Genomic DNA, 23,603 nt, shown 5'->3' on the forward strand with positions numbered 1-23,603 from the left:
CTGCGAGTGGGTGGGTGGTTCGGGCCGGCGGGCGGCTGGCCGGCGTGGAAGGGGGTCATGGTCTGGTCAAGCCGTTTCGGGCCTGCGGCACCGCTGGCTGGGGGCTTGCGGGAAGGGCGTGCAGCGTCCGCAGGGGGGACAGGCACATCACGGCGACCGGCGCCAGCAACAACACGGTGCCGAGGACGAGGACCGGCCGGACACCGGCCAGTTCGGCCAGGCCGCCGGCGACCAGCGCTCCGAAAGGCCGCGAACCGGCGGTCAGCGTGGTGGACGCCTGCTGCATCCGGCCCTGGAGCCGTGGCGCGCAGATCATCTGCCGCACCGTGCGCTGGGTGGTGCCGCACGCCGCGGTGCAGAACAGCTGGACCGCGAGCGCGGCGCCGAGAACGATCTGCCACAGGCGGCCCGGCCCGGCGATCAGCAGCGGGGTCTGGGTGAGCGGAAGGCCCAGCAGTGTGATGATCATCAGTGGTCCGGGGCCGAGCCGGCGGGTCATCCGTGGGGCCAGCAGCGCGCCCGCCAGGCTCCCGGCGTTCGCACAGCCGAGCATCACCCCGAGCGCGGTGGCGGAGAAGTGCAGCCCGGTGAGGAGGTAGAAGATCCAGTACGTGCTGACGATGCCCTGGGCGAAGCTCGCCACCGCGATGGCGGCGATCACCGGGCGGATCACCCGGTGCCTGGCGACGTAGACCAGCCCCTCCCAGATTTCGGCCCGAAGGCGCCGCCCGGATTGGACCGGCGCGGGCTCTGCGGCGCGGATACCGGCAACGAGCCACGCACTGGCCAGGTAGGACACCGCGTCGGCGGTCACGGACCGCGCGGCGCCCAGGGCTGCGACCAGTGCCGCCCCGGCGCTGCTGCCCGCGCTGTCGGCCAGGGAGAACACCGCGCTGAGCCGGCTGTTCGCGCCCTGGAGCAGCGCCGGTTCGACCACGGCCGGCAGGTAGCTGACCGCCGCAGCATCGTGGACGACCTTGGCCGTCCCGAGCAGTACCGCGACCGCGTACAGCTGAACCACGGTGAGCGTGCCCAGGAGCGCGACCAGGGGAATGCTGGCCAGGACCGCCGCGGACACCAGATCGCCGGCGATCATCATCGGTCGTTTGGCATACCGGTCGGCGAGCGCCCCGGACGGTAACGCGATCACGAAGTTCGGCAGTTGGCCGAGGAAAGCCAGAAGGGCCACCTGCCCGCTGGAGGCGTGCAGTTCGACCACGGCCAGGGCCGGCAGCGCGAGCCCGGACACCGCGCTCCCAGACAAGCTCACTGCCTCGGCGCCGAGGTACCGGCGGTACACCCGGTGCCGCCACAACGCCCCGGGCCTCTCCTTCGAAGCAGCCGCCGGCGCGGTGGCGGTCGTCAGGTCGGACTCGTCGGCGGCCGTCACCCGGCCTCCCGGCGGGACGCGCGCGGGTCGCGGGTGCCGACCCCGTAGTCGAGGACCGGGCGTTGGAGGTGCTGGCCGTCGGTGGTGCCTGCGGGCCTTCCGGACGGGTTCAGGTCGTGCCCGGTGGAGGCGGGGGCGGTCACGACCAGCCCATCTGGGTGTAGGCGTCTCCGCAGGCGATTCCCTTGATGGCCACCCGGGTGTAGTCCACCAGCGGTTCCGGCAGTGCGTCGACCGGCCACCAGTCCCACGCGGTGCACCGGTCCGGTTCCAGGATCTGTGGCTCGCCGCGCCATCGTGACGCGGAGAAGAACATCTCCAGCAGGGGCTGCGTGCTGCCCGGATCGATCAGGTGGACGGTATGCACCAGCGTCAGGTCCCGCTCGTCGATCTCCAGGCCGGCCTCTTCGGCTGCCTCCCGGACCACGCAGGTGCGGACCCCCTCGAACTCGCAGTGCCCGGCCATTCTCTAGGCTCCTCTGAGTTGTCGGTTCAGGGTGTGTCGGGAGGGGCTCGTGAACGTACTGGAGCACTGGAGTGTGGACTTCTATGACTTCACCGTGCCACCCCCGCCCACCGTTGATCCGGACATTCTGAGGTTCGGCGATCTGCTCGCCAGGGCGGCCCGCAACGGCGCACGCCATGGAACCCCCGTGATCACCTCTCCGTCGGGTCGGCCGGACTCTCGCATCAACCTCTTCTTCCGTACGGGGCGCATGGCAACGCATGAGGTAAGTACCTGGCGGCGGTACGCCTACGCGCTGGTCGTGTGGCTGAACTTCTTGGATGCGATCGGCAGGTCGTGGGACGGCGCGAGCGTACGCGATGTCGAAGCGTTCAAGGACTGGCGCATCATGGATCTGCGCAATGATGAACGGATCCGACCGACTTCATTCGATACGGACCGCGCAGCCGTGAACGCCTTCTACACCTGGGCTGGTTCGCGATATGGCGTCTTCAACCCGGTGCCGACCGTCCAGACCGACGATTCGGACGAGGGTGCCTGGAGGCCTGGGCCGGGTTACGTGCAGCAGCGCCGGGATCCGCTGCGGCCAGCGGGCTCGAGACCTCGCCAGGTGAAGTGGTTGTTGCGGGCTGCGCTGGAGCAGTGGCGGAACATCGGTCTGCGTGGATTCGACTTCGATGGTCTGCGTCGGGATGGATGGCGGGGGTTCAACGAGGATCGCGACTGTGCCTTTGTCGACGGGCTCTACGGCACTGGTCTGCGGGTTCGGGAGTGGGCCAGTGTCCTGGATGTCGAACTCCCGGCTTCGGGCGGCGAGCGGATGGGGGAGGCGTGGCTGGCGGCGAAGTGCATCAAGGGCGGTGAAGAGGGTCGAAAGTACTGGATCCCCCGGCGTGTACTGCAGTCGGTCGAAGGCTATGCGGATCCTTTGGAGGGGTCGCGGGCGGAGGTGATCCGCCGAGCTCAGCGGCGGGGCCGGTACGACCGGCTACGCGGCGTGCGGATTGTCACCGGCCACAACCCCCGGACCGGCGAGCTCTTTCTTGAGGGCCACGGTGGGCCGGCTGCGACGGCTTTGGATGTGCTCTCGCCGGACGAGCGCCGCATGCTCTTTCGCCGGACTCCCGCCGGGCTGGAGCCGCTCTGCTTGTGGCTGTCGGTAAACGGACTGCCGAAGAAGGTCCACAGCTGGGAGGACACCTTCGACGACGCGAACAAACGCGTCGCGGAAGCGTGGGTGCGCAGAGCCGATCCGGACGGGCGCCTGACCGTGCAGGAGCGCGAGCGGATCCGTCGCGAATGCCCACTGTGGGCGACTGCCCATATGTGCCGGCATTCCTTCGCCCTGAAGTGGTTCTCGATCCTGTCCCTGCTGGAGGTGCGGCGGCTGGAGGGATTCACCCCAGAGGAGATTGAAGACTTTCGCGACCAACTCGGTGATATCTGGCTACAGCTGGCGATCTTGCTCGGCCACAAGCACCCGGACACCACCCGGGATCACTACCTGGAGCCCTTCACGGGGCTGCAGTTGTCCTACTTGATGTCGTTGCTCGATGACGATGAGCAAGCCGGGGTGGACTCGCTGGTGCGCATTTTCGCCCGGCACGGCGGTTCCACCATTGTTCCCGTTGCCGTGGCAGGCACTCCAGGAGGCGCCCAGTGAGTAAGCGAGGTGGTCAACGAGCGTCCCAGCCGCCCTCGGACTGGCAGCCTCCTGACCGGCTGCCCGCCGACGGGGATCAAACCAGGGTGGTCTTCTACGAGGAACAGAGCGGGAAGAGTCACACCCTCGACTTTTCGTCCTTCCCGGCGCCGCTCGCGATGCAGCGGTGGATGGCCGTGTTGCTGGCCGCTCGGTGCGGTGCGCGTGGCGGCAGTAAGCGCCTGGCCACGGCGAAGAAGTACCACTGGGTACTGCGCCGCTTCACGGTGGTGCTGTCGGACGCCGGCCGGGTGCCGTCGACGCCGGGCGAATTGGCGCCGGAACATTTCCAGATCCTTCGCGACCGGTACGAGGACCATCCGACGAGCCTGCGGCTGTACCTGCAAGCGCTGCGGCGTCTCATGCGCAAGCGCGACGACCTGACGGAAGAGGCCCTTCACGATCTCCTGCGTACACGGCTTCCCGCCGCCGCGGAAGCAACGCAGGTCATGGCGTACAGCGACCACGAGTGGCAGCAGATCATGACCGCTGTGCGTCGTGATGTTCGTATCAGCCGGGACCGTATCCGTGCGGGCGTGCGGCTTCTGACCCGCTTCCGGCAGGGTGAACTCACACCGGGCAGCCGAGAGGAGGCTCTGGGAAGGATGCTGGAGGAGTTCGCCTCGACGGGGGATCTGCCCCGGGACGAGTCCGGTGTCCTGCGGGACGAAGTGTCCCGGCTCGGCGGTGCGATGGCCATCAGCGGCATGCTGAGCCTCACCCGTGACGAGTCGACGGCCTTCGCGCTGCTGCTGAGCGCGCTGACCGCGGAGAACTTCGGCACTGTCAAGATGTGGCCGGCTCTACACACCCGGCCCGACGGCGGGGTGGCGGCGCAAGCGGTGGCCCTGGTCGAGGAGGCCAAACCGCGCCGCGGCCCCGACCGTGAGCACATGGTCGCCGCACTTGAGGATCTCCCCGCATCCTTGCGCGAGCTGGCCGAATCCGAGGACACCGAGCCCCGGCTCTTCCACTCGCCTCTGCAGGTGTACCAGCTGCTGCTGGAGCTGACACAGACCGCTCGCCGCCTCAGCGGAGCAACCCGCGCGTTCGTCAGCTACAGCCCGAAGCGTCGTTCCGCGTTCGGCAGGGACATGTGGAACACGGAGGTGCACGTGAAGCACTGGAGCCAGACGAGAGGCTTCCCCTCGATGCGCGAAGCTGTCGCCGGAGGAACCCCTGTCGTGCAGGTGCGGCGGATCCGCCAGAGTGCGCTGGAGCTGAAGCGACGCCCGGTCGCCCACAGCCGCGAAACGTTGCGGGACCACTACCTCAAGCGCAGCCGCACAGTGCAGGAGCAGAGCCGTTCCGTGGTCGGCAAGGCGCTGCGCGAACAGGTCACAAAGGCACGCACAGTGATGGAAGTCCCGGTGTTCACCCCGGCCTTCCTCGACCGCGCGGCTCGGGACCCGGAGGCGGCAGCGGCGGAGACCGGGCTCGACCCGGAAGTCCTGAAGCGGCTGCTGGCCGGAGACCAGGACACGGTGCTGACCGGATGCGTCGATCACCTCGCCGGGCCTGACACGCCGCAGGGGACACCGTGCACGGCGTCGTTCTTCGCATGCCTTGGCTGCGGGAACGCTCGTGCTCTCCCTCACCAGTTGCCGGTCCAGATCGTTGTTCGCGACCGTCTTCTCGCCACTCGCCCCAACTCCGACCCCGCGATGTGGCACGCGAAATACCAAGCGGCTGCCGACCGGCTGGAGGACATCCTGCGTCACTACACCCCTGCCGAGCGCGAGCAGGCACGTTCCAAGCTGAGCGACGGGCAGAGTGAGCTGATCGACGACCTGCTCGCCGGAAGGCTGGATCTTCGATGACCGTGCCCTCCGCCACTCCCGCGCCAGGAGGCGGCAGCCTTCCAGGGCAGGCGCTCTGGCCTGCCAACGACGTCCTCATCCTCCGCAACCGACCAGTACGGATCGGTACTCCGCCCTCGCGCATGTCGCGATTCGGAGACGAGCAATGGCATGTCCAGTCGGCCCACCGTGACGCGCACCTGCAGATCTCGGCCATCTCCTGGTCCACCTTCCCCGCCGCGCTGCGTCAGCATTTCCGTACGTTCTTCCTGGCCGCCCTGGACCACCCCGTCCCGGTCGAGCCGGGCGGGCGGCAGCGCGCCGCCGAGCAGGCCAGCGTCGGCAGCTTCCCCTACTGGGTCATCGACATGCGAGTCCTGGCGCTCTGGCTGGACGAGCAGGGGTGCCGCGACCTTTCCGAGGTACGCGACGCCGACCTGGAGAGCTTCCGCCCTTACGTTCTGAGCCTGGACCGCGACGGCCGCCGAAAGTCGGACCTGATCACCGCGGTACGCCTGCTGTGGCTCTTCAGCGAGCACATGCCCGCCCAGTGCCGCCTCGACTGCGACTTCCCCTGGGCAGGCCAGACCGCCAAAGAGGTCGTCGGAGCGCCGGCAGGGGCGGGACGCGAGAACAAGACCCCCCGCATCGCCGACGACACCATGGAAGCCCTCTTGGCCTGGGCCCTGGTGATGATCGAGGAAGTCGGCCCCGACATCCGCGACGCCTGGCACGAATACCAGCAACTGGAGGCCGGGAGGCACATCTCGCAGATCCGGTACACCGGTACACGGGAGGAACGGCTTTGCGCGTACCTCTCGTACTGTCGTCAACAAGGCATCGCCCTGCCCGGCCACGACGGGGGAGGTATCAACTATGGGCACATCAAACGACTCATGGGCATCCCGAAGGCGCACCGCCAAGGAGTGTCCGCGGCCATGCTGGATCTCCTCGTCGACAGCGGTCTGCCAGTCGCTCACTTCTCCGGTGTCGGCCGCATCACCGGACAGATCCATGGCCGGCCCTGGCGTGAGCACCCCATCGCCATCGGGGAACTCCCCACCCTGGTACGGCTGCTGTCAGCCGCACTGTTCACGGCGGTCTGCTACCTCTCCGGAATGCGCCCCGGCGAGGTTCTCAATCTGCGCCGGGGCTGCCGTGATACCGACGAACAGACAGGTGAGCTCCTGGTCCATGGCTTCCGCGGCAAGGGCTTCGACCGCGTCCCCGACCAGCCGGACGCTTCCGAGCCCCTGCGTCCGTGGGTCGTCGTGGATGTGGTGCACGCTGCCATCGGCCTCCTGGAGGAGCTGCACGATCTTCCGTTGCTCTTTCCCTCAAGTCTGATCAGCGCCCACGGCGGGCGTCCCGCCACGGTCAACGCACGCACAGGTCGAGCCATGAACGACGACATCCAGGACCTGATCTCCTGGATCAACTCCACCTACCGTAGGGCAGATCGCGGTGCCCCCATCCCGGCCGATCCTGCCGGCCGCATCAACGCCAACCGCTACCGCCGCACCCTGGCCCGCTTCATCGTCCGCAAGCCGCGGGGACTGATCGCAGCCGCACTACAATACGGCCATATTCACACAAAAGTTACCCTTAGCTATGCCGGGTATGCCGACCCCTCCTGGCTGCACGACATCGCCGTGGAGAAACTCGAGCTCATCATCGACCAGGTCGAACAGGACGGCCAGCACCTCGCAGCCGGTGAGCACGTCAGCGGCCCCTCTGCCGACGAGTACCGGGCTCGCATGGAGCGCACCGCGTCGTTCGAAGGCCGAGTGGTGACAAGCGCCGGTAGCGTGCAACGCCTCCTGGAACAGACGGATCCCGCCATCTATCACGGCCAGGGCATGACATGCGTATGGCGTGCGGCCACAGCCGCCTGCCGCAAAGCCAAACTCGCACTCGGGCTCCCAGACGATGACACTCCGGACGAGTCAGAGTGCCGATCCTCGTGCGCCAACCTCGCTTACACCGACCGTGACATCAAGGACGTGCAGCGCCGACGGGAGCGGCACCGGGCCGACGCAGCCGACCCGCTGACCCCCAAGCCGCGGCGCGACCGCGCGGCGGCGCAGGCTGCGCATCTATCGGGGATCATCGACCGCCACCAAGTACACGGCGCCCCTGACGCCAGGGGAAGGACCCCATGACCAGCCGACGTCCGCGGGATCGGGAAGCCGAACGCGCCGTGCTTCGGGCCGCAGCCGGTCGCCTCCTGGCCGGCACGCCCCTGCGCTCGGTCTCTGGGAAACTCACCGCCTCCGAGCTGCTTCGTGAGTCCGGACTCCGGCGCGATGTCGCCTACGGCGACCACAAGGACCTCGTGGAGGAGTTCCAGGCGCGCGCCAAGGCGCAGAGTGCCACGCCGGCTGCCATGCAGGCACTGGCCGATAGGTACGCCGAGGCGAAGGAGAAGCTGGCAGCTATCACCGAGGAACTCGCGAAGGAGCGGGCCGCTGGTGGCACACTGCGACGGATCATCGCCGAACTGAGTCTGGAACTCCACCAGGCGGAGGAACTCAGGCAGTCCGGAAGCGTCGCCCGACTGCCGGCGCCGCGACGAGGGGTATCCGGTAAAGGACGAGGCTCCGGATGAGGCTGATTCTGGCGCTTCCACGCGCACGCGAATGACGCAACCTACGATCAACGCAAACGTGGATCGCCACCCTCGGGGCCGCCGTGCCGTCCAGGGCGCGGGTCCATAGCGGCACGGCGAGCGCGGCGCACGGTGCGCTGATCGACGCCGCGCCGGACAGCGAACCCGGACGGTTTGGCCGGCGCGACGCCCTGGGGGAGGGCCGTGCGTGGTGCCGCTCCGGAGGGCGCCACGCACGGCTGGGGCAGGGTCGGGGACCGCCTTACCGGTCGGTGGAGGTGGTCACCGGCCGGTCGGCACCGCGCGCCGCGGACGTGGTAACCGAAGGTGCGGCTGCGCCGGGCTGGGACCAGTGCTGGCGGGAGCTGCCGTTGCAGTCCCACAAGTCGAGCACCGCGCCGTTGTTGCTGGTGCTGCCCGGGTCGTCCAGGCAGCGGCCGGAGACCGGGTTGCGGTAACCGCCGTTGTAGGACGCCCATTGCTGGTTGGGAGCATTGGTGCAGTCCGACAGCTGGATCCGGGTGTTGTTACCGACGGCGGAGCCGGCCGTCTCCAGGCACTTGCCCAGAGCGCGGACCGTGCGGTCGGTGTAGACGGACCAGGTCTGGTTGCTGCCGCCATTGCAGTCCTACAGCTCGACCGCGGTGCCGTTGGGGGTGCTGCCGCCCGTCACGTCGGCGCACTTGCCCGCGATCGCGGACCTGATCGCGCCCGAGGCGCCGGGCGCCGGGGTGACCCCCGGCAGCGACCACACCTGGGCGACGGTGCCGTTGCAGTCCCACAGCTCGAGTTGGGTGCTGTTGGCGGTGGTCGCGCCGGAGTCGTCCAGGCAGCGATTGGAAACGGGGTTGCGGTACGCACCGTTGTAGGGCCGCCACTGCTGGTTCGCCCCGCCGTTGCAGTCCCACAGCTCCATCCGGGTGGCGTTGGCGGTGCCGCCGCCGGTGGCGTCCAGGCACTTGCCGAGCGCGTGCAGCGACCCGTCGGAGTAGGCGGTCCACGTCTGGTTGGTGCCGCCGTTGCAGTCGTAGAGCGTCACCGCGGTGCCGTTGGCGGTGTTGCCGGTGGGCACGTCGACGCACTTGCCGGCCAGCCCGGACTTCACGGCGCCGGTCCTGCCGGCCGCCGGCGCGGGGGTGCCGGTGGCCAGCGGGGCGGTGACGTTCCAGGTGGTGTCGGCCATGTAGCCGGTCGCGTTGTCCTGGTGGGCCGGGTTGGTGCCACCGCCCTCCTGGCTGATCCAGACCTGGCCGCCGCTGTTGCGCAGGGACTTGCCCGGCTGGCTCCAGGACAGCAGCGAGACACCGCTGCCGGTGTTGCCCAGGGCGGGGCAGAAGGTGGCGTCGCCTGCGAAGGTCGAGGTGCCGTCGTTGGGCGCCTTGTCGACCCGGGAGCCGGTCTGGTGCAGGTAGTCGCCAGGGTAGTTGTAGGACTCGAAGGAGTAGCAGGCCGCGTTGGCCAGGCCGGCCCGGACGATGAAGGTGGCGTCCCGCCTGTCCAGATCGGAACTGACGGTGGAGGTGACCGCCAGGCCGCTCTGGTGGCGCAGGTAGTGGTCGGCCGGGGAATCCGGCCCCGGGTGTGTGGTAATCCAGCACGTCGCCGTTGCCACCGTCTGTGCCGCAGCAGTTCACGCCGCTCATGTTCTCCACCAGTCGGCTGGGGTCCCAGCCCTTGACCGTGGTGGCCACACCCGCCGGGTCGTAGTAGCCCATGTCCTCGTTCTCATCGACCCACATGACGATCGACGGGGAGCTGAGACGCTGGTCGACCATCGCCTGGAACTCGTTCACCCACTGCGTGGCGCCCGCGGCATCCGGGCTGTTGGCCATGGCGGGCATGTCCTGCCACACCAGCATGCCGAGCTTGTCGGCCCAGTAGTACCAGCGCTGGGGCTCGACCTTGATATGCTTGCGGATCAGGTTGAAGCCCCAGCACTTCTGCTGCGCGATGTCGGACTTCTGCGCGTCGTCGGTGGGCGCGGTGTAGATCCCGTCGGGCCAGAAACCCTGGTCGAGCATGCCGCTTTCGAAGACGAAACTCCCGTTCAGGCGGATCCGCGGAACGACGGCGGGTGGGGGCGGTGAGCGGCTGGCAGGCGTGGGTGGCGCTGGCGGTCTTCGCCGGCGCCTACGTGCTGATCATCACCGAGTGGGTGCACCGGGTCACCGCCGCGCTGGGTGGGGCAGCGGTGATGCTCGGGCTGCGGGCCACCGATGCGCAGGAGGTGTTCTTCTCCGCCGCGACGGGCATCGACTGGAACCGTGGCTGGCGCTAAGCCGGTGATCTTGGACTTTCCACGAAGTTGTGAAGTGGTGTCTTGTCTCGCCGAGTACGGCAGTCGTAGGCCGCCGGGCCGGGCCCCTGCCTGGGGTTGGGGGTGGGAAACTGGCGGTATGGATATCCGTCGCAGGAACAACGTCATCGTCACCGGTCGTGCTGACGCGCCGGTGCTCCTGCTGGCGCACGGGTTCAGCTGTGACCAGAACATGTGGCGTCTGGTGGTCCCCACGCTGGCGGAGAGCTACCGGGTGGTGCTCTTTGACTACGTGGGCTCGGGCTGGGCGGACCCGTCGGCCTGGGACGAGCGGCGGTATAGCTCCTTGGAGGGATACGCGCTTGCCGTGCTGGAGGTCTGCGAGGAGCTGGAGCTGCGGGACGTCACGTTCGTGGGGCATTCGGTCAGTGCGATGGTGGGGGTGCTCGCGGCGCCGAAGGCGCCGCGGCGCATCTCACGTCTGGTAATGGTCACGCCCTCGCCCCGCTACATCGACGACGAGGTTTACCGGGGTGGGTTCAGCGCCGAGGACATCGACGAGCTGCTGGAGTCGCTGGAGTCGAACTATCTGGGCCGGTCTGCGGCGATGGCGCCGGTCATCATGGGCAACGTTGACAGGCCGGAGCTCGGCAGGAGCTGCCGGCCTCGTTCTGCGCGACCGATCCGGACATGGCCCGCGTCTTCGCCCGTACGACGTTTGTGTCCGACAGCCGCGAGGACCTCAAGACGGTGACGGTGCCGACGCTGATCCTGGAGTGCCGGCAGGACGTGATCGCCCCCCGGGTCGGCGCCTACGTCCGCGACGTCATCCCCGGTAGCCGGCTGGTGGCTCTGGAGGCGACAGGGCACTGCCCGCAGCTGAGCGCACCGGCCGACCCGTCAGAACACCACCGGAAAGGTCAGCCTGCGTAGGGAAGCGGGAGCAGGCCTCGGACGCCGGGGCGGGTGTGGAAAACGGCGCCGGCGGCGGACGGAGGGCACGTCTCGCCGTGGCGCGAGGTGGTCATGAACAGGTCGGCCAGGTCCGGGCCGCCGAAGGCGCACGAGGTGACCTTGCCTACCGGGAGGTCGATGACCTCGTCGAGGGTGCCGCCGGGGCCGTAGCGGCGCACGGCGGCCCCGTCCCAAAGGGCCACCCAAACACCGCCCTCCGCGTCGACGGTCAGTCCGTCGGGCGCTCCCGCCGTGCCCGTCACCTCGGCGAAGGGGCGGCGGTCGTGCAGGCCGGTGAGCGTGTCGTAGTCGAACACGTCGATACGACGGGTCGGGGAGTCGACGTAGTACGCGGTGGTGCCGTCGGGGCTCCAGGCCAGGCCGTTGGAGATGGTGACGTCCCGCAGGACGGTTTCGGTCCCGCCGTCGGGGCGCAGCCGGTACAGGGCGCCGGCGCGCGGCGTCTCCGCGTACGCCATGGTGCCGCAGTAGAAGTTGCCGTCCGGGTCGCAGCCGCCGTCGTTGAACCGCACGGCCGGGTCGGTCAGCACCGCGGTCGTGGCCACCGGCTCCCCTTCGGGGTCGGTGAGGACGAAGCCGTGCTCGGTCGCCACGACCATGCCGCCGGCGCTACGCGGGCGCAGGGCCGCCGCGACAGCGCCGATGTGCCGCCGGTGCACCCGGCCCGACGCGTCGAGGTGCAGGATGTCCCCGGCCAGCATGTCGACCCAGCGCAGGCCGCCCCAGTCCGGCCACCACACCGGCCCCTCGCCGTGCGCTGCCGCCGCCTCCGTCAACTGCTCGGCTCTGCTCATGCCGTGCGGCCCTCCCTGATCCTGCCGGTCTGCTCCCGGTGCCATGCGGCGTCCGCCCACATGCCCGTGTGGTGGGGCTGGGAGAAGTTGCTGGTGCACACACCCTGCCATCCCCGCTCCAGGGCCATCGCGACGGCCGCCGCGCCGACGTCCTTGACGTACTCCCAGCCGTCCCAGCCGGGGACCAGGTCGGGGGACCACCCGATCGACGCCCAGCCCTCGGTGGTCCACAGCGGAAGGCCGCGCCCGGCCGCCCAGTCCCGCCACGCGTCGAGCAGGCCGCCGAGTTCGGCCAGATACGCGGTCCGCTCGGCGGCGTAGCGCGCGTGCACCAGGTGCTGGTGCCCGGTCAGGTTGCGGACGTCGGGCGAGTAGTCGTCGACGTAGGCGGTGCGGGCGATGAAGTCCGGGCATCCCGAGGACAGCCACAGGTGCGGCTCGGCAAAGTCGAAGGAGGTGGTGGACAGCCGCATCATGTCGGTGCTCAGCGGCGGGGTGGCGCCGCGCAGGAAGAAGGAGAAGGTGACCGGGATGCCGGCGAAGTGCTTCTTCACCTCCTCCAGCGACTCCTGGTAGCCGTCGATCCGCCGCAGTTGCTCCTCGGTGAACGGCTCGGGCGGCGCCTCCTGCCCGTCGCGCTCGCCGAAGACCTCCCGGCTGATGCCCGGCGCCCATCCGGGCCACTCGTTGCACAGGTCGACGTACGCGACGGCGTCGAGCAGGCCGGCGTCCCGCACGACGGCCAGCGTCTCGGTCCAGATCCGGGCCAGGTCGGCCGGGGTGGCGACGTGTTCCGAGCGGCGGGTGGTGTCGGGGGTGAACCAGGTGGACAGGCCCGCCTGGATGCCGCGGCGGCGCAGCCCGGCCAGGAACTCCAGGAGTGCTGCCCGTGGTTCGACGGCGACCTGCGTGTGGTTGCCCCACATGAAGCCGGGCGGCTGGGGTTCGGCGACGATCTCCTCGGCCTGGCGGCCGTCGCGGTCGGCGGCGATCCAGTGCGGGAAGGCGTCGATCCGTACGACGTCGTAGCCGCGTTCGGCGAGCTGGTCGAGTACGGCGTCTACGTCGGCGTACTCGTTCTCGTCGTGGTCCCGGCGCAGCAGCCAGGAGAAGTCCCACATGGTTACGGCGCGGGGAGCTGGCACAGTGGTCTCACTTCCTCGGTGACGGTTCTCGGGTGGAGGTGGGGCGCGGGCGGGTGCGCCGGAGAGCCGGTGCTGGTGCGGGTCAGCCGTGGACGATGTCGTTCATCCGCCGGTGCCAGGCCGCGTCCGCCCACATCCCGGCGTGGTGGGGCTGGGAGAAGTTGCTGGTGGCGATGCCGGTCCAGCCCTTCTCGACCGCCATGGGGACGGCCGTCTCCGCCGACTCGCGCACGAACCTCCACGGGTCGGGGCCGGCCTCGGGGAGTTCGGGGTTCCAGAAGACGCTGGCCCAGCACTCGGTGGTCCACACCGGCAGCCCGCGCTCGTCCGCCCAGGCCTTCCAGCGGTCCATCAAACCGGCGAGCTCGCCCGTCCACTGCCCGGACCGGCGGTCGAGGAGCGCGGTGACCTGCCGCTGGTGCACGGCCAGTTGCGACGTTTCGCGGTAGGCGTTCGGGAACGACGTCTCGTCGACGAACTCCTGCACGGACGACAGCCACAGGTGCAGCTCTGTGAAATCGTACGCGGCGGTGTCCAGGCGCATGCAGTCGTCGGCCGAGGGCAGTTCCGAACCGCGGGTGCAGTAGGAGAGCGTGATCGGCACGGTCGGGTGGGCCGCCTTGGTGCGGCGCACGGCGTCGGCGAAGGTGTCGGCGCGGGCGACCTCGGCGTCGGTCCAGGAGCGGTACTTCCCGTCGGCGGCGTCGTCCTCCGCCGGGCACACCGCCCGGTGCAGGGACGGCACGAACAGGGGCCATTCGTTGCACAGGTCCACCCATTCGACGGTGTCGAGAAGACCCGCGTCGCGGATGGTGTCGAGCGTCTCGGTCCACACGCGCGCCAGGTCGCCGGGTGTGCGCACCTGCTCGGAGCGGCCGGTGGCGTCGGGGGTGAACCACGTGGAGAGCGCGGCGGTCAGCCCCCGGGCCCGCAGCCCGGTGAGGAAGTCCAGCAGCGCGGCGCGCGGTTGCACGGTGACCGGCCGGTGGTTGCCCCACATGAAGGTGTCGGTCTGCGGTAGCGCCTGGACATCCTCGACGCGCACCCCGCGGTCGTCGGCGGCGATCCAGTGCGGGAAGGCGTCGATCCGTACGACGTCGTAGCCGCGTTCGGCGAGCTGGTCGAGAACGGCGTCGACGTCGGCGTACTCGTTCTCGTCGTGGTCCCGGCGCAGCAGCCAGGAGAAGTCCCACATGGTGATCGCGCGTCGGCGCGGCGGGGGGACCGGTCGCGCGGCGGGCTCTGGGGTCTGGGTCATGTGCGGTCGCCCTCCTGGGGTGTTCCGGTGGCGGTCCTCGGTTCGTCGTCCCGGGTCCAGCGGCTGAGCAACTGCTCCCGGGACCAGCTCAGATGGTCGGTCATGGCCCGTCCGGCGCCTTCCGCGTCGGCGGCCAGCAGGCGCTGGTAGATCAGCAGGTGTGCGCCCTGGGCCTGTTCGAGCGCGTGCGGGATCGTGTTGGTCAGGCGCCGCCCGGAACGCAGCGGCTGCTCGATCTTCGCCATGATCGCCCGGGCGATCCAGTTGCCCGAGGCGTCCACGATCAACTGGTGGAAGCGGACGTCCTCTTCGAGGAAGCGGTCCGGGTCGTCCAGTCGGCCGGCGCTCCGCTCCAGCAGCTCACGCATCGCGGCCAGCTCCTGTTCGTCCATCGAGTGCGCAGCGAGCCTGGCCAGTTCGGGTTCGAGCATCATCCGGACGTCCATCAGCTGCTCGAAGATCTCCGGCGTGGGATGTCGGTCGAGCATCGCGGTCAGGACGTGCTGGTCGAGCAGGTTCCATTCGGCGGTGGGCCGTACGACGGCGCCGCGGCCCTGCCGGATCTCGATCATCCCGCGCTCCTCGACGGCTTTCAGTCCTTCGCGCAGTGCGGTCCTGCTGACCGAGAACTCCTCCTGCAGCTCCGCCTCCGTCGGCAGCAGCGAGCCGCCCGGGATCCGGCCGTCGGCGATCCGGCCGACGAGCTCGGCCATGAGCACAACGCCGAGCCGGGGCGGCCGGCCGATGGCGGTGCTCGGCGCCGCCGGGCCGGCGGCGCCACCCTGGGGCACTGCCGGGCGGCGGTCCCTGCCCGGTTCGGCCCGTCCTGACTGAGTCACTCGCCGCTCCCCTGTGCCGATCGCGGAACACCGCGGTCTGCGTGTTCTGCCATCCGGAGTCTAGACAGTTACACCATCCGCTGTCACGATCAGCAGAACATCGTATGAATTCGCTGCTCGGTATCCCCGTGCTCCCGTTGAGGAGGAGCCCCGATGAGCACTTCGCGCCGACAACTCCTGGCGATGACCGGCCTGTCCTGCCTGTCCCTGGGTCTGGCCGCCTGCGGCCGGCAGACCGCGGCCCCGGCCGCAGGCGGGTCCGTCTCCCTCCAGGTCGCGACCAACGACCCCAACTACGCGACCTACTTCTCCGGTTGGGCCGCCAAGCTCAGCAAGACGCCCGGACGCTTCCGCTACCGCACCAGTTCCCTCATCGAGGCGCCCGACCAGGTCGTCACCAAGCTGCTGACGTCCTCCATGTCGCACAGCCGGCTGCCCGACCTGCCGGGTCTTGAGATCACCCAGTTCTCCCGGCTGCAGCGGCAGGACATCGCGCGCTACCTGCTGGTCGACCTCGCCAAGGCCGTCCCCGGGCTGCGGGAGCGCTTCTACCCGGCCCGCCTGGCGCCCTACACCTCGCAGGGGGCCGTGTACGGCCTGGAGTCGGACATGTGCCTCGGCGTCTACTTCTACCGCGAGGACCTGTTCGCCAAGTACCGGCTTCCCACCGACTTCGGCAGCTGGGACGAACTGATCTCGATCGGCGCCGCCGCGAACCGCAGCCACGGCATATCGCTGGGCGCGGTCGGCAACAACGACATCACCTGGATGGCGATGATGCTGCTCCAGCAGGGCGGCGAGTTCTTCGGCACGGACGGCAGCCTGCGGCTGGAGTCAAGCGAAGCCGTCAGCGCGCTGCAGACCCTGGTGCGCGGCGTCAGAACCGGGGCGTTCGCACTCTTCAACGACTTCTTCGGGGCCGCGGCCGCCTCGGCCCTGAACCAGGACAAGATCGCCGGGTACTTCATGCCCGACTGGTTCGCGCCGTTCGTGCTGCGGCTCAACGCCCCCCAGCAGAAGGGCCGCTGGCGCATGCGGCGGCTGCCCCGCTTTCCCCGCGGCGGTCCCACCAGCGTGTGGGGCGGCACCGGCTTCGGTGTCGCGAAGGACCAGCGCAACACCCAGGCCGCACTGGAACTGCTCACCGCCGCCTACGCGACGACCGAGGGGCAGGTGCAGCGCTTCCTCACCGCGCACTACCTGCCGACGATGAAAGCGGCCTGGAAGGACCCGCGGCTGCTGGCCTACGAGGACGACTACCTCGGCGGCCAGCGCCCCTTCGAGCTCTTCGGCGACATCGTCGCGCAGGCGCCCACGATGGTCACGGGACCGTACTGGGACGTGATGTCCAGCCAGCTGGCGGTCGCGCTCAGCGACGCGCTGCGGGGCAAGACCTCACCGGCGGACGCCGTCAGAAGCGCCGCATCGTCCATCCGCACCCAGATGAAGGCGGTCTGATGACCTCGACCGCGCGGGCCGCGGTGCCGCCGCTCACCACCGCAGGTAGGACCGCCGCCGCACCGAGCGCCCGGCCGGGACGCCGCCGGGTGCTGACGCCGTACCTCTTCCTGACCCCCTTCTACTTCTGCTACCTCGCCTTCCTGCTCGTCCCGACCGCGTTCGCGCTGTGGATCAGCCTGCACAGCTGGACCGGGATCGGGCCGATGCAGTGGGTGGGCCTGCGCAACTACCGTGCCCTGCTGGGCGACACCAGCTTCCACACCGCGGTGGAGAACACGCTCTGGTACATCGGCGCCAGCATCCTGGTCATCGTCCCGCTCGCCCTGCTGATCGCCACCGGGCTGAACGCCCGCGGACTGCGCGGCCGGGACACCCTGCGGCTGGCGTACTTCGTGCCGATGGTGCTGTCACCCGTCATCGTGGCGCTGATCTTCAACATCATCTTCGACCAGCAGGCCGGCCTGCTCAACAACGTGCTGCACGCGGTCATCGGCATCAAACCGGTCAACTGGCTGGGCGATCCGACCTGGGCGAAGGCGATGATCGTGCTGCTGCTGGTGTGGCGGTGGACCGGCTACCTCGTCATCTACTTCCTGGCCGGCCTGCAGAGCATCCCCCGCGAACTCCACGAGGCCGCGGCGCTCGACGGCGCCGGAACGGTGCGCAGGTTCGTCTCGGTTACGGTGCCCATGCTGACCCCGATCACCGCCTTCGTGGCCATCACCTCCTTCATCGGCGCCGCGCAGGTCTTCGAGGAGCCGTACATCCTGACCAAGGGCGGCCCCGGCGAATCCACCCTGAGCATCGCCAACTTCATCTACCGGGCCGCCTTCACCCGCGAGCAGCTCGGCTACGCCGCCGCGGCCAGCTTCCTGCTGTTCGTGGCGCTCTTCGCGCTGATGCGCCTCGCGTCGGCCGTCTTCGGCATCGGACGGGAGGACCGCTGATGAGCGTGCCCTGGAAGGCCGGCGCCACCCCGGGCGCCCGCACCGGCTCGGGGACGGGCCACCGCCTCGGCCGGCCGCTGCTCTACCTGGTGCTGATCGCGCTGGCGGTCATCGCCGTCCTGCCGCTGCTGTGGGCGCTGTCCGGCTCGTTCAAGACGATCTCGGAGATATTCGAGATCCCGCCGCGCATCTGGCCCCGGCACGCCACCGGGAGCAACTACGCCACCGTCTTCTCCGACATCGCGCTGCCGTCCTGGCTCTGGACGAGCCTGTGGGTCGCGGTCGTCAGCACCGTGCTGTCGGTGCTCTTCTCGACCATGGGCGGCTACGCCTTCGCGAAGTTCGACTTCCCCGGCAAGAAGATCCTCTTCGACGTGATGTTCAGCTCGATGATGATCCCGATGACGGTGGTGGTCATCCCGCTGTTCGTGGAGATCGCCGCACTCGGCATGGGCAACTCCTACCTGGCCCTGATCGTGCCGGGACTCGCCCCGGCCTTCGGGGTGTTCATGATGCGGCAGTTCATCGTGCAGAGCATCCCCGACCAGATGCTGGAGGTCGCGCGTGTCGACGGCGCGGGGGAGATCGCCATCTTCCTGCGCATCGTGCTGCCGCTGCTGCGGCCGGCGCTCGGTGCCCTCATCGTGTGGAACTTCCTGGCCAGCTACAACAACTTCCTCTGGCCGCTGATCGTGCTGTCCGACAGCGGCAAGTTCACCCTGCCGCTCGGCCTGAACTCGCTCAGCGGCGCCTACACCGCCGACTACGGCGTCATCCTGGCCGGTTCGCTGATCGCCTCCGTTCCGACCATCGCCGTCTTCGTCGGGCTGAACAAGCAGCTGATCGAGGGACTCACCGTCGGCGCCCTCAAGGGCTGACCGCATTGGCCGCGGCCGCATGCCGCATGCTGCAAGGAGACAGATGCATCTGATCAAGTACCGCGCACCGGACGGGACATCGGGCCTCGCCGCGAGCGACGAGGACGGTTTCACTCCGCTGCCAGGGCACCGCGACCTGTCGGTGCTGCTGCGCGAACCGCTGGAGCGGATACGGGCGGCCGTCGAGGAGGCCGCCGCCGGGCCGCGCCGCGCGGACGACGGGCTGCGGCTGCTGCCGCCGGCCGACGGGCGGACGGAGGTCTGGGGCGCCGGCGTGACCTACGAGCGGTCCCGGTCCGCCCGTGTCGAGGAGAGCGGCAAGGACGACGTCTACAGCACGGTCTACCAGGCCGAGCGCCCCGAGCTCTTCTTCAAGTCCGCTGCCTGGCGCGTCCTGACCGACGGCGACACCGCGGGCCTGCGGGCCGACGCCCGCTCCACCGTCCCCGAGCCCGAACTGGCCCTGGTCGTCAACCGGTTCGGCGAGATCGTGGCCGCGGTCGGCTGCGACGACATGACCGCGCGGTCGATCGAGGGGGAGAACCCGCTCTACCTGCCGCAGGCGAAGATCTACACCGGCAGCTGCGTGCTGGGCGCCCGGCTGCGGCCCTGGTGGGAGATCGCGGACCCCTCGGCTCTCGGCGTGACCCTCAGCGTCCTGCGCGGCGGCGCCGAGGTGTTCTCTGGCCGGACGTCGACCGGGCAACTGCGCCGCCCCTACGCAGAACTGGTCTCCTGGCTCGGCCGCGCGGAGGACTTCCCCGACGGAGCCGTCCTGGCCACCGGCACCGGCATCGTGCCGGACCTGGACTTCTCGCTGGAGAGCGGGGACACCGTCCGGATTGCCATCGACGAGGTCGGCTCCCTGGAGCACACGGTGGCGCGGGGCAGGGCATGAAGATCACCGCAGTGGAGACGATCAGGCCGCGCGTCCAGCCGAACCTGCTGTTCGTCCGCCTGCACACCGACGACGGGCGGACCGGCCTGGGGGAGTCGTTCTTCGGCGCCCGCACCGTCGAGGCGTACGTCCACGAGTCGGCCGCCGAGGTGGTGCTGCGCGCGGACGACCCGACGCCCGAAGGCATCGCCCGGCGCCTGGCGCCCTACACCGGATTCCAGGGAGCCGGGGCGGAGACCCGGGGCAACGCGGCGGTGGACCTGGCGCTGTGGGACCTGCTCGGGCAGCAGGCGGGCCTGCCCCTGGTCGCACTGTTCGGCGGCCCCGCACATGCCTCACTGCCCATCTACAACACCTGCGCCGGCGCCGGCTACGTGAGCACCAGCACCAGGCAGAGTTCCGACAACTGGGGAGTGCCCGACCCGGGCATCGCGGCCGATCTGGGTTACGAGGATCTCGACGCCTTCCTGCACCGCCCGGCGGAACTGGCCCGCTCCTTGTGGGACGAGGGCATACGCGGCATGAAGATCTGGCCGTTCGACCAGGCGGCCGAGGACACCGGCGGCACCGACATCGGCCCGCGGGAACTGGCGCAGGGCCTGGCGATCATCGAGGCGGTCAGGTCCGAGGTCGGCTACGACATGAACCTGATGATCGAGCTGCACGGGCTGTGGAACCGCCGCGGCGCCACCGCCATCCTGCAGGCGCTGACGCCGTACCGCCCCTACTGGGTGGAGGACCCGATCAGGTCCGACGCGGCGGACGCGCTCGCCGCGCTGACCGCGGACGTGGACGTGCCGATCGCCGTGGGCGAGACGGCCGTCGGCCGCCGCGGTTTCCTGCCGCTGCTGCAGCGCGGCGCGGTCGACGTGGTGACCGTGGACGTGCAGTGGACCGGCGGCCTGACCGAAGCGCGCAAGGTCGCCGCGATGGCCGACGCCTACGGGGTGCCGATCGCGCCGCACGACTGCACCGGCCCCGCCACCCTGGCGGCCTGCGTCCACCTGGCACTGGCCTCCCCGAACGGCCTGATCCAGGAGACGGTGCGCGCCTTCCTGCGCACCTGGTACGCGGAACTGGTCGACGGCCTGCCGCACATCGCCGACGGCCGCGTGCAGCAACCGACCGCTCCGGGCCACGGAGTGCGGCTCAAGGAGGGGCTCGCCGAGAGCGACGCGGTGGACAGGCGGGTGACGCGGCTGTGACCGATCTGATGCCCGCCGCCCGGTGGTACGCGCCGCGTGACGTGCGCACCGAGCAGGTGCCGGTGCCGGTGCCGCTCCCCGGCCAGGTGCTGGTGGCGGTGGAGCGCACCGGACTGTGCGGCAGCGACCTGGAGGAGTACCGCGAAGGCCCGGTGGCCATCCCGCCGTCCGCGGTGCCGATCACGCTGGGGCACGAGGTGGTCGGCACCGTCGTGGAGTGCCCGGGCGGTGAGATCGCGCTGGGCACCCGGGTGGTCCCCGACGTCGTCGTGGGCTGCGGCCGGTGCTGGTGGTGCGCGCGGCACGAGGAGGGGCTGTGCCCCGACCTGCTGGTACGCGGCCAGCAACAGGACGGCGGGCTGGCCCGCTTCATGGCAGCCGACGCGGCGACCTGCGTACGGGTGCCCGACGACCTCGACGTCGAGGTCGCGGCCTTCGCCGAGCCCGCCGCCGTCGCCGTCCGCGCGCTGCGCAAGGCAGGGGACCTGTCGGGCGCCGTGGTGTGCGTCCAGGGCGCGGGGACCGTCGGGCAGCTCATCGTGCAGGCGGCGCTCGCGGCACCCGCCACCCGTGTCGTGGCCGTCGATCCGGTGCCGGGCAGGCGCAAGTTGGCGCAAGGGTTCGGCGCGGTGGCCTGCGCTCCTGACGAAGCCGTCGACGTGGTGCGGTCGCTGTCCGGCGGCCGGGGCGCCGACGTCGTCCTGGAGTGCGCCGGCGTGCCGTCCGCCCCTGCCGCCTCAGTCGCGGTGAGCAGGCGCGGCGCGACCGTGGTCCTGGTGGGCTTCCGTCACGCCACCCTGGCGCTGCCCTGGCTGGACGTGGTCCTGGGGGAGCGCCGGCTCGTGGGCACCGCGGCGCACGTCTGGGACACCGACGTGGCCCCGGCGGTCGCGCTGCTGGCCCGCGGGGTGCTCGATCCCCGCCCGCTGCACACCGCGACCGTTCCGCTCGGCCGCGCCCCCGAGGCGTTCGAGCGGCTGGACACCGACCCGTCGGCGCTCAAGCTGCTGGTCGCGCCCTGACGTTGCCGAAGGGGTGGGGCGGGAGTGCCCGGCGGATTCCCGCCGGGCCTTTCCGCGGCCCGCGCGGACAGGGCGGCCGCTACTGCTGCAGCCGGGTCAGGGGAACCGGCTCGGGTACCTCGCAGGTCGTGCCGACGTCCAGGCCGGTGCGGCTGCGGCCGGCCGCCAGGACCGTCTGCATGACGTCGAGCACGTGCAGAGCGAGATCCGCCGACGCGCGGTGCGGCCGGCCGGCGGCGAGGTTCACCGCCAGGTCCGCCACGCCCGCGCCGCGTGCGGCACCGGTGTAACCGGCCGACGGCGGCAGCGTCGTCCACTCGTCGTCGCCGAACCGCCGCATCCGCACGTCGCCGTCGAAGCCGTTGGGGTCGGGTACCGACAGCGACCCCTCGCTCCCGTGCACCTCGATGCGCGGCTGCGTCGAGGCCACCACGTCGAAGCTGGTGACCAGCGTGGTCAGCGCACCGGAGGCGTGCACCAGGATGCCCGCCACATGGGTGTCGACCTCCACGTCGAAGACGGTTCCCGCCCGCGGCCCGGAGCCGATCGTGCGGGTCGTGCGGGAGCGGCTCGCGGCACCGACCACCCGCGTCACCGGGCCGAGGAGGTGCACCAGCGCGGACAGGTAGTAAGGCCCCATGTCGAGCAGCGGTCCGCCGCCCGGCCGGTAGTAGAACTCCGGGTCGGGGTGCCAGGACTCGTGGCCGGGCGAGACGAAGACCGCGTTCGCCGCGACCGGCGTGCCGATCAGCCCGCCGGTGATGGCCTGCCGGGCGGTCTGCGTGCCGGTGCCGAGCACCGTGTCGGGGGCGCAGCCGACCCGCAGGCCGCCCGCGTCCGCCAGCACCTTGCCCGCCTGGGCGACGTCCAGCGCCAGCGGCTTCTCGCCGTACACGTGCTTGCCCGCCGCCAGTGCCGCGCCGGCGACCTCGGCGTGGGCGGCGGGAATGGTGAGGTTGAGGACGAGGTCGACGTCCGGCGCCGCCATGAGCTCGGCGACCTGGACGGCCCGGGCGCCGGGCACCTCGGCCGCGGCGGCCGCGGCCCGTGCGTGGTCCAGGTCGGCCAGCGCCGTCACCTCGACCTGCGGCATGGTCGCGAAGGTCGACAGGTAGGCCCGGCTGATCGCCCCGAGCCCGACGACCCCGACCTTCAGCGGCTCGCCCATGTCAGCCCCCGCTCCACGACGTCGCGGACGGCGGGTACGTCCAGGTCCTGCGGCTGGTGGCCGACCGTGCACACGAAGATCCTTCCCTCGCCCCACTGCCTGGTCCACACCGCGGGCGACACCACAGGATCCGCCCACGGGTCGCCCTCCCGCGAGGGCAGGGTGGTGGTCGCCAGCACCTGGTTGTGGCCGTCGGCGAGCACCCAGTACTGCTCGGTGTGCAGGGCGACGGACGTCAGCTCCGCCACGATCGGGTGAGCCGCCTGCTCGGGGACGACCTCGACGGTGTGGTCGACGAAGCCGCCCGGGTGGCAGGCGAACTGGCCCCCCACCAGGTGCAGGTAGTCGCTGTTGTCGCGGAAGGAGTCGGCGATGCCGCCGTGCCAGCCGGCCAGTCCCGTGCCGGCCTGCACGGCACCGCGCAGCCCTGCGACCTGCTCCGCGGTGATGGTGCCCATCGTCCAGCACTGGAGTATGAGGTCGGTGCCGGCCATCAGATCGGCGTCGGTGTAGACGTCCAGCGAGTCGGAGACCGTCACGCGGAAACCGGACTCCTCCAGGAAGGGCAGGAAGCGGTCGGTGGCTTCGACGGGGGAATGTCCCGACCAGCCGCCGCGGACGATCAGTGCGTTGCGTGATGTCACGAAGAAATCCTCCGGGAGATCGCGTTCAGGGTGTCGTCGGAGCTCGAAAAAGTTGCGCAACTTCGTAGGGGCGCCGAGCGGCGAATCAGCGTGCGCGGTGCCGTGTCGAACCGACTCTGCAAGGCTCCAAGGATAAGACTAGCCGAC

22 protein-coding genes and 2 pseudogenes are annotated in these 23,603 nt (G+C 70.2%); 13 read left to right on the plus strand and 11 right to left on the minus strand.

Annotation, left to right across the window (positions count from 1 at the left end):
• Positions 1 to 55: 55 nt before the first annotated feature.
• The 3 genes from ACQPW6_RS28975 to ACQPW6_RS28985 are packed head-to-tail and all read right to left on the minus strand — an operon-like array spanning position 56 to position 1,856.
• Positions 56 to 1,390 carry an MFS transporter gene (locus tag ACQPW6_RS28975; RefSeq protein WP_433892637.1) on the minus strand — a complete coding sequence of 445 codons (1,335 nt, stop codon included), beginning with the start codon at positions 1,388 to 1,390 and terminating at the stop codon, positions 56 to 58.
• Entirely contained in the window at positions 1,387 to 1,533 is a 147-nt protein-coding gene (locus ACQPW6_RS28980; protein ID WP_433892638.1) for a hypothetical protein, read from the minus strand. The genes ACQPW6_RS28975 and ACQPW6_RS28980 overlap by 4 nt, the downstream gene beginning before the upstream one ends.
• A complete protein-coding gene (locus ACQPW6_RS28985; protein ID WP_433892639.1) occupies positions 1,530 to 1,856 on the minus strand; it encodes an NUDIX domain-containing protein in 327 nt (108 codons plus the stop codon). The genes ACQPW6_RS28980 and ACQPW6_RS28985 overlap by 4 nt, the downstream gene beginning before the upstream one ends.
• Before the next feature lie 49 nt (positions 1,857 to 1,905).
• Here ACQPW6_RS28985 and ACQPW6_RS28990 point away from each other — a divergent pair, with 49 nt between their 5' ends.
• The 4 genes from ACQPW6_RS28990 (at position 1,906) to ACQPW6_RS29005 (ending at position 7,965) form a co-directional block, all read left to right on the plus strand.
• Positions 1,906 to 3,519, plus strand: coding sequence for an integrase (locus ACQPW6_RS28990; RefSeq protein WP_433892640.1), 1,614 nt, complete (start codon positions 1,906 to 1,908; stop codon positions 3,517 to 3,519).
• Positions 3,520 to 3,605: 86 nt separating this feature from the next.
• Positions 3,606 to 5,378, plus strand: coding sequence for a hypothetical protein (locus ACQPW6_RS28995; RefSeq protein ID WP_433892641.1), 1,773 nt, complete (start codon positions 3,606 to 3,608; stop codon positions 5,376 to 5,378).
• Between the two features lie 122 nt (positions 5,379 to 5,500).
• Positions 5,501 to 7,519, plus strand: a complete 2,019-nt coding sequence (locus tag ACQPW6_RS29000) for an integrase (protein WP_433892642.1) — start codon at positions 5,501 to 5,503, stop codon at positions 7,517 to 7,519.
• Complete coding sequence (locus ACQPW6_RS29005) at positions 7,516 to 7,965, plus strand: hypothetical protein (protein ID WP_433892643.1); 450 nt, start codon at positions 7,516 to 7,518, stop codon at positions 7,963 to 7,965. The genes ACQPW6_RS29000 and ACQPW6_RS29005 overlap by 4 nt, the downstream gene beginning before the upstream one ends.
• A 262-nt stretch (positions 7,966 to 8,227) precedes the next feature.
• Here the strand turns inward: ACQPW6_RS29005 and ACQPW6_RS29010 are convergent.
• A pseudogene (locus tag ACQPW6_RS29010) lies at positions 8,228 to 8,581 on the minus strand (ricin-type beta-trefoil lectin domain protein); the annotation flags it as partial.
• A gap of 12 nt (positions 8,582 to 8,593) precedes the next feature.
• Positions 8,594 to 9,577 carry an AbfB domain-containing protein gene (locus tag ACQPW6_RS29015; RefSeq protein ID WP_433892644.1) on the minus strand — a complete coding sequence of 328 codons (984 nt, stop codon included), beginning with the start codon at positions 9,575 to 9,577 and terminating at the stop codon, positions 8,594 to 8,596.
• A 101-nt stretch (positions 9,578 to 9,678) separates the two neighbouring features.
• Between ACQPW6_RS29015 and ACQPW6_RS29020 the strand changes: the two genes are divergently transcribed.
• The 3 genes and pseudogenes from ACQPW6_RS29020 to ACQPW6_RS29030 all read left to right on the plus strand — a co-directional run bounded on the left by ACQPW6_RS29020 (position 9,679) and on the right by ACQPW6_RS29030 (position 11,155).
• Positions 9,679 to 9,846, plus strand: a complete 168-nt coding sequence (locus tag ACQPW6_RS29020) for a hypothetical protein (RefSeq protein ID WP_433892645.1) — start codon at positions 9,679 to 9,681, stop codon at positions 9,844 to 9,846.
• 202 nt (positions 9,847 to 10,048) lie between these two features.
• Entirely contained in the window at positions 10,049 to 10,243 is a 195-nt protein-coding gene (locus ACQPW6_RS29025; RefSeq protein ID WP_433892646.1) for a hypothetical protein, read from the plus strand.
• Between the two features lie 118 nt (positions 10,244 to 10,361).
• Positions 10,362 to 11,155 (plus strand): annotated as a pseudogene (locus ACQPW6_RS29030) (alpha/beta fold hydrolase).
• Here the strand turns inward: ACQPW6_RS29030 and ACQPW6_RS29035 are convergent.
• The 4 genes from ACQPW6_RS29035 to ACQPW6_RS29050 all read right to left on the minus strand — a co-directional run bounded on the left by ACQPW6_RS29035 (position 11,143) and on the right by ACQPW6_RS29050 (position 15,233).
• The gene (locus ACQPW6_RS29035; protein WP_433892647.1) at positions 11,143 to 11,991 is read right to left on the minus strand and encodes an SMP-30/gluconolactonase/LRE family protein; all 849 of its coding nucleotides are present in this window, start codon (positions 11,989 to 11,991) and stop codon (positions 11,143 to 11,145) included. The pseudogene ACQPW6_RS29030 and the gene ACQPW6_RS29035 overlap by 13 nt on opposite strands.
• A complete protein-coding gene (locus tag ACQPW6_RS29040; RefSeq protein ID WP_433892648.1) occupies positions 11,988 to 13,136 on the minus strand; it encodes a cellulase-like family protein in 1,149 nt (382 codons plus the stop codon). The genes ACQPW6_RS29035 and ACQPW6_RS29040 overlap by 4 nt, the downstream gene beginning before the upstream one ends.
• Before the next feature lie 82 nt (positions 13,137 to 13,218).
• On the minus strand, positions 13,219 to 14,394 hold the full coding sequence (locus ACQPW6_RS29045) for a cellulase-like family protein (protein ID WP_433892649.1): 1,176 nt from the start codon (positions 14,392 to 14,394) through the stop codon (positions 13,219 to 13,221).
• Entirely contained in the window at positions 14,391 to 15,233 is an 843-nt protein-coding gene (locus tag ACQPW6_RS29050; RefSeq protein ID WP_433892650.1) for a FadR/GntR family transcriptional regulator, read from the minus strand. The genes ACQPW6_RS29045 and ACQPW6_RS29050 overlap by 4 nt, the downstream gene beginning before the upstream one ends.
• A 153-nt stretch (positions 15,234 to 15,386) precedes the next feature.
• Here ACQPW6_RS29050 and ACQPW6_RS29055 point away from each other — a divergent pair, with 153 nt between their 5' ends.
• From ACQPW6_RS29055 to ACQPW6_RS29080, 6 genes are read left to right on the plus strand one after another with little or no spacing between them, the layout of a single operon-like run.
• The gene (locus ACQPW6_RS29055) at positions 15,387 to 16,691 is read left to right on the plus strand and encodes an ABC transporter substrate-binding protein (protein ID WP_433892651.1); all 1,305 of its coding nucleotides are present in this window, start codon (positions 15,387 to 15,389) and stop codon (positions 16,689 to 16,691) included.
• Positions 16,691 to 17,641, plus strand: coding sequence for a carbohydrate ABC transporter permease (locus ACQPW6_RS29060; protein ID WP_433892652.1), 951 nt, complete (start codon positions 16,691 to 16,693; stop codon positions 17,639 to 17,641). Before ACQPW6_RS29055 ends, ACQPW6_RS29060 begins: the two co-directional genes overlap by 1 nt.
• A complete protein-coding gene (locus tag ACQPW6_RS29065) occupies positions 17,641 to 18,519 on the plus strand; it encodes a carbohydrate ABC transporter permease (RefSeq protein WP_433892653.1) in 879 nt (292 codons plus the stop codon). Before ACQPW6_RS29060 ends, ACQPW6_RS29065 begins: the two co-directional genes overlap by 1 nt.
• Positions 18,520 to 18,562: 43 nt before the next feature.
• Entirely contained in the window at positions 18,563 to 19,417 is an 855-nt protein-coding gene (locus tag ACQPW6_RS29070) for a fumarylacetoacetate hydrolase family protein (RefSeq protein ID WP_433892654.1), read from the plus strand.
• On the plus strand, positions 19,414 to 20,622 hold the full coding sequence (locus ACQPW6_RS29075) for a mandelate racemase/muconate lactonizing enzyme family protein (RefSeq protein WP_433892655.1): 1,209 nt from the start codon (positions 19,414 to 19,416) through the stop codon (positions 20,620 to 20,622). The genes ACQPW6_RS29070 and ACQPW6_RS29075 overlap by 4 nt, the downstream gene beginning before the upstream one ends.
• Positions 20,619 to 21,644 carry a zinc-dependent alcohol dehydrogenase gene (locus ACQPW6_RS29080; protein WP_433892656.1) on the plus strand — a complete coding sequence of 342 codons (1,026 nt, stop codon included), beginning with the start codon at positions 20,619 to 20,621 and terminating at the stop codon, positions 21,642 to 21,644. The genes ACQPW6_RS29075 and ACQPW6_RS29080 overlap by 4 nt, the downstream gene beginning before the upstream one ends.
• Positions 21,645 to 21,723: 79 nt before the next feature.
• Here the strand turns inward: ACQPW6_RS29080 and ACQPW6_RS29085 are convergent, their stop codons facing one another.
• Together ACQPW6_RS29085 and ACQPW6_RS29090 are read right to left on the minus strand one after the other, a co-directional pair.
• On the minus strand, positions 21,724 to 22,812 hold the full coding sequence (locus ACQPW6_RS29085; RefSeq protein ID WP_433892657.1) for a Gfo/Idh/MocA family protein: 1,089 nt from the start codon (positions 22,810 to 22,812) through the stop codon (positions 21,724 to 21,726).
• Entirely contained in the window at positions 22,797 to 23,456 is a 660-nt protein-coding gene (locus ACQPW6_RS29090) for a ThuA domain-containing protein (RefSeq protein WP_433892658.1), read from the minus strand. The genes ACQPW6_RS29085 and ACQPW6_RS29090 overlap by 16 nt, the downstream gene beginning before the upstream one ends.
• Positions 23,457 to 23,603 lie beyond the last annotated feature (147 nt).

This window comes from Streptomyces sp. CA-111067 (assembly GCF_050956065.1).
GTDB lineage: Bacteria > Actinomycetota > Actinomycetes > Streptomycetales > Streptomycetaceae > Actinacidiphila.

What these genes read in the sequence shown, in the direction of transcription:
- ACQPW6_RS29055 (WP_433892651.1), top strand. Translation starts at nt 15,387, where the DNA reads ATGAGCACTTCGCGCCGACAACTCCTGGCGATGACCGGCCTGTCCTGC.
- ACQPW6_RS29000 (WP_433892642.1), top strand. Translation starts at nt 5,501, where the DNA reads ATGTCGCGATTCGGAGACGAGCAATGGCATGTCCAGTCGGCCCACCGT.
- ACQPW6_RS29065 (WP_433892653.1), top strand. Translation starts at nt 17,641, where the DNA reads ATGAGCGTGCCCTGGAAGGCCGGCGCCACCCCGGGCGCCCGCACCGGC.
- ACQPW6_RS29085 (WP_433892657.1), bottom strand. Translation starts at nt 22,812, where the DNA reads ATGGGCGAGCCGCTGAAGGTCGGGGTCGTCGGGCTCGGGGCGATCAGC.
- ACQPW6_RS29020 (WP_433892645.1), top strand. Translation starts at nt 9,679, where the DNA reads ATGTCCTCGTTCTCATCGACCCACATGACGATCGACGGGGAGCTGAGA.
- ACQPW6_RS28985 (WP_433892639.1), bottom strand. Translation starts at nt 1,856, where the DNA reads ATGGCCGGGCACTGCGAGTTCGAGGGGGTCCGCACCTGCGTGGTCCGG.
- ACQPW6_RS29070 (WP_433892654.1), top strand. Translation starts at nt 18,563, where the DNA reads ATGCATCTGATCAAGTACCGCGCACCGGACGGGACATCGGGCCTCGCC.
- ACQPW6_RS29075 (WP_433892655.1), top strand. Translation starts at nt 19,414, where the DNA reads ATGAAGATCACCGCAGTGGAGACGATCAGGCCGCGCGTCCAGCCGAAC.
- ACQPW6_RS29035 (WP_433892647.1), bottom strand. Translation starts at nt 11,991, where the DNA reads ATGAGCAGAGCCGAGCAGTTGACGGAGGCGGCGGCAGCGCACGGCGAG.
- ACQPW6_RS29060 (WP_433892652.1), top strand. Translation starts at nt 16,691, where the DNA reads ATGACCTCGACCGCGCGGGCCGCGGTGCCGCCGCTCACCACCGCAGGT.
- ACQPW6_RS29005 (WP_433892643.1), top strand. Translation starts at nt 7,516, where the DNA reads ATGACCAGCCGACGTCCGCGGGATCGGGAAGCCGAACGCGCCGTGCTT.
- ACQPW6_RS29045 (WP_433892649.1), bottom strand. Translation starts at nt 14,394, where the DNA reads ATGACCCAGACCCCAGAGCCCGCCGCGCGACCGGTCCCCCCGCCGCGC.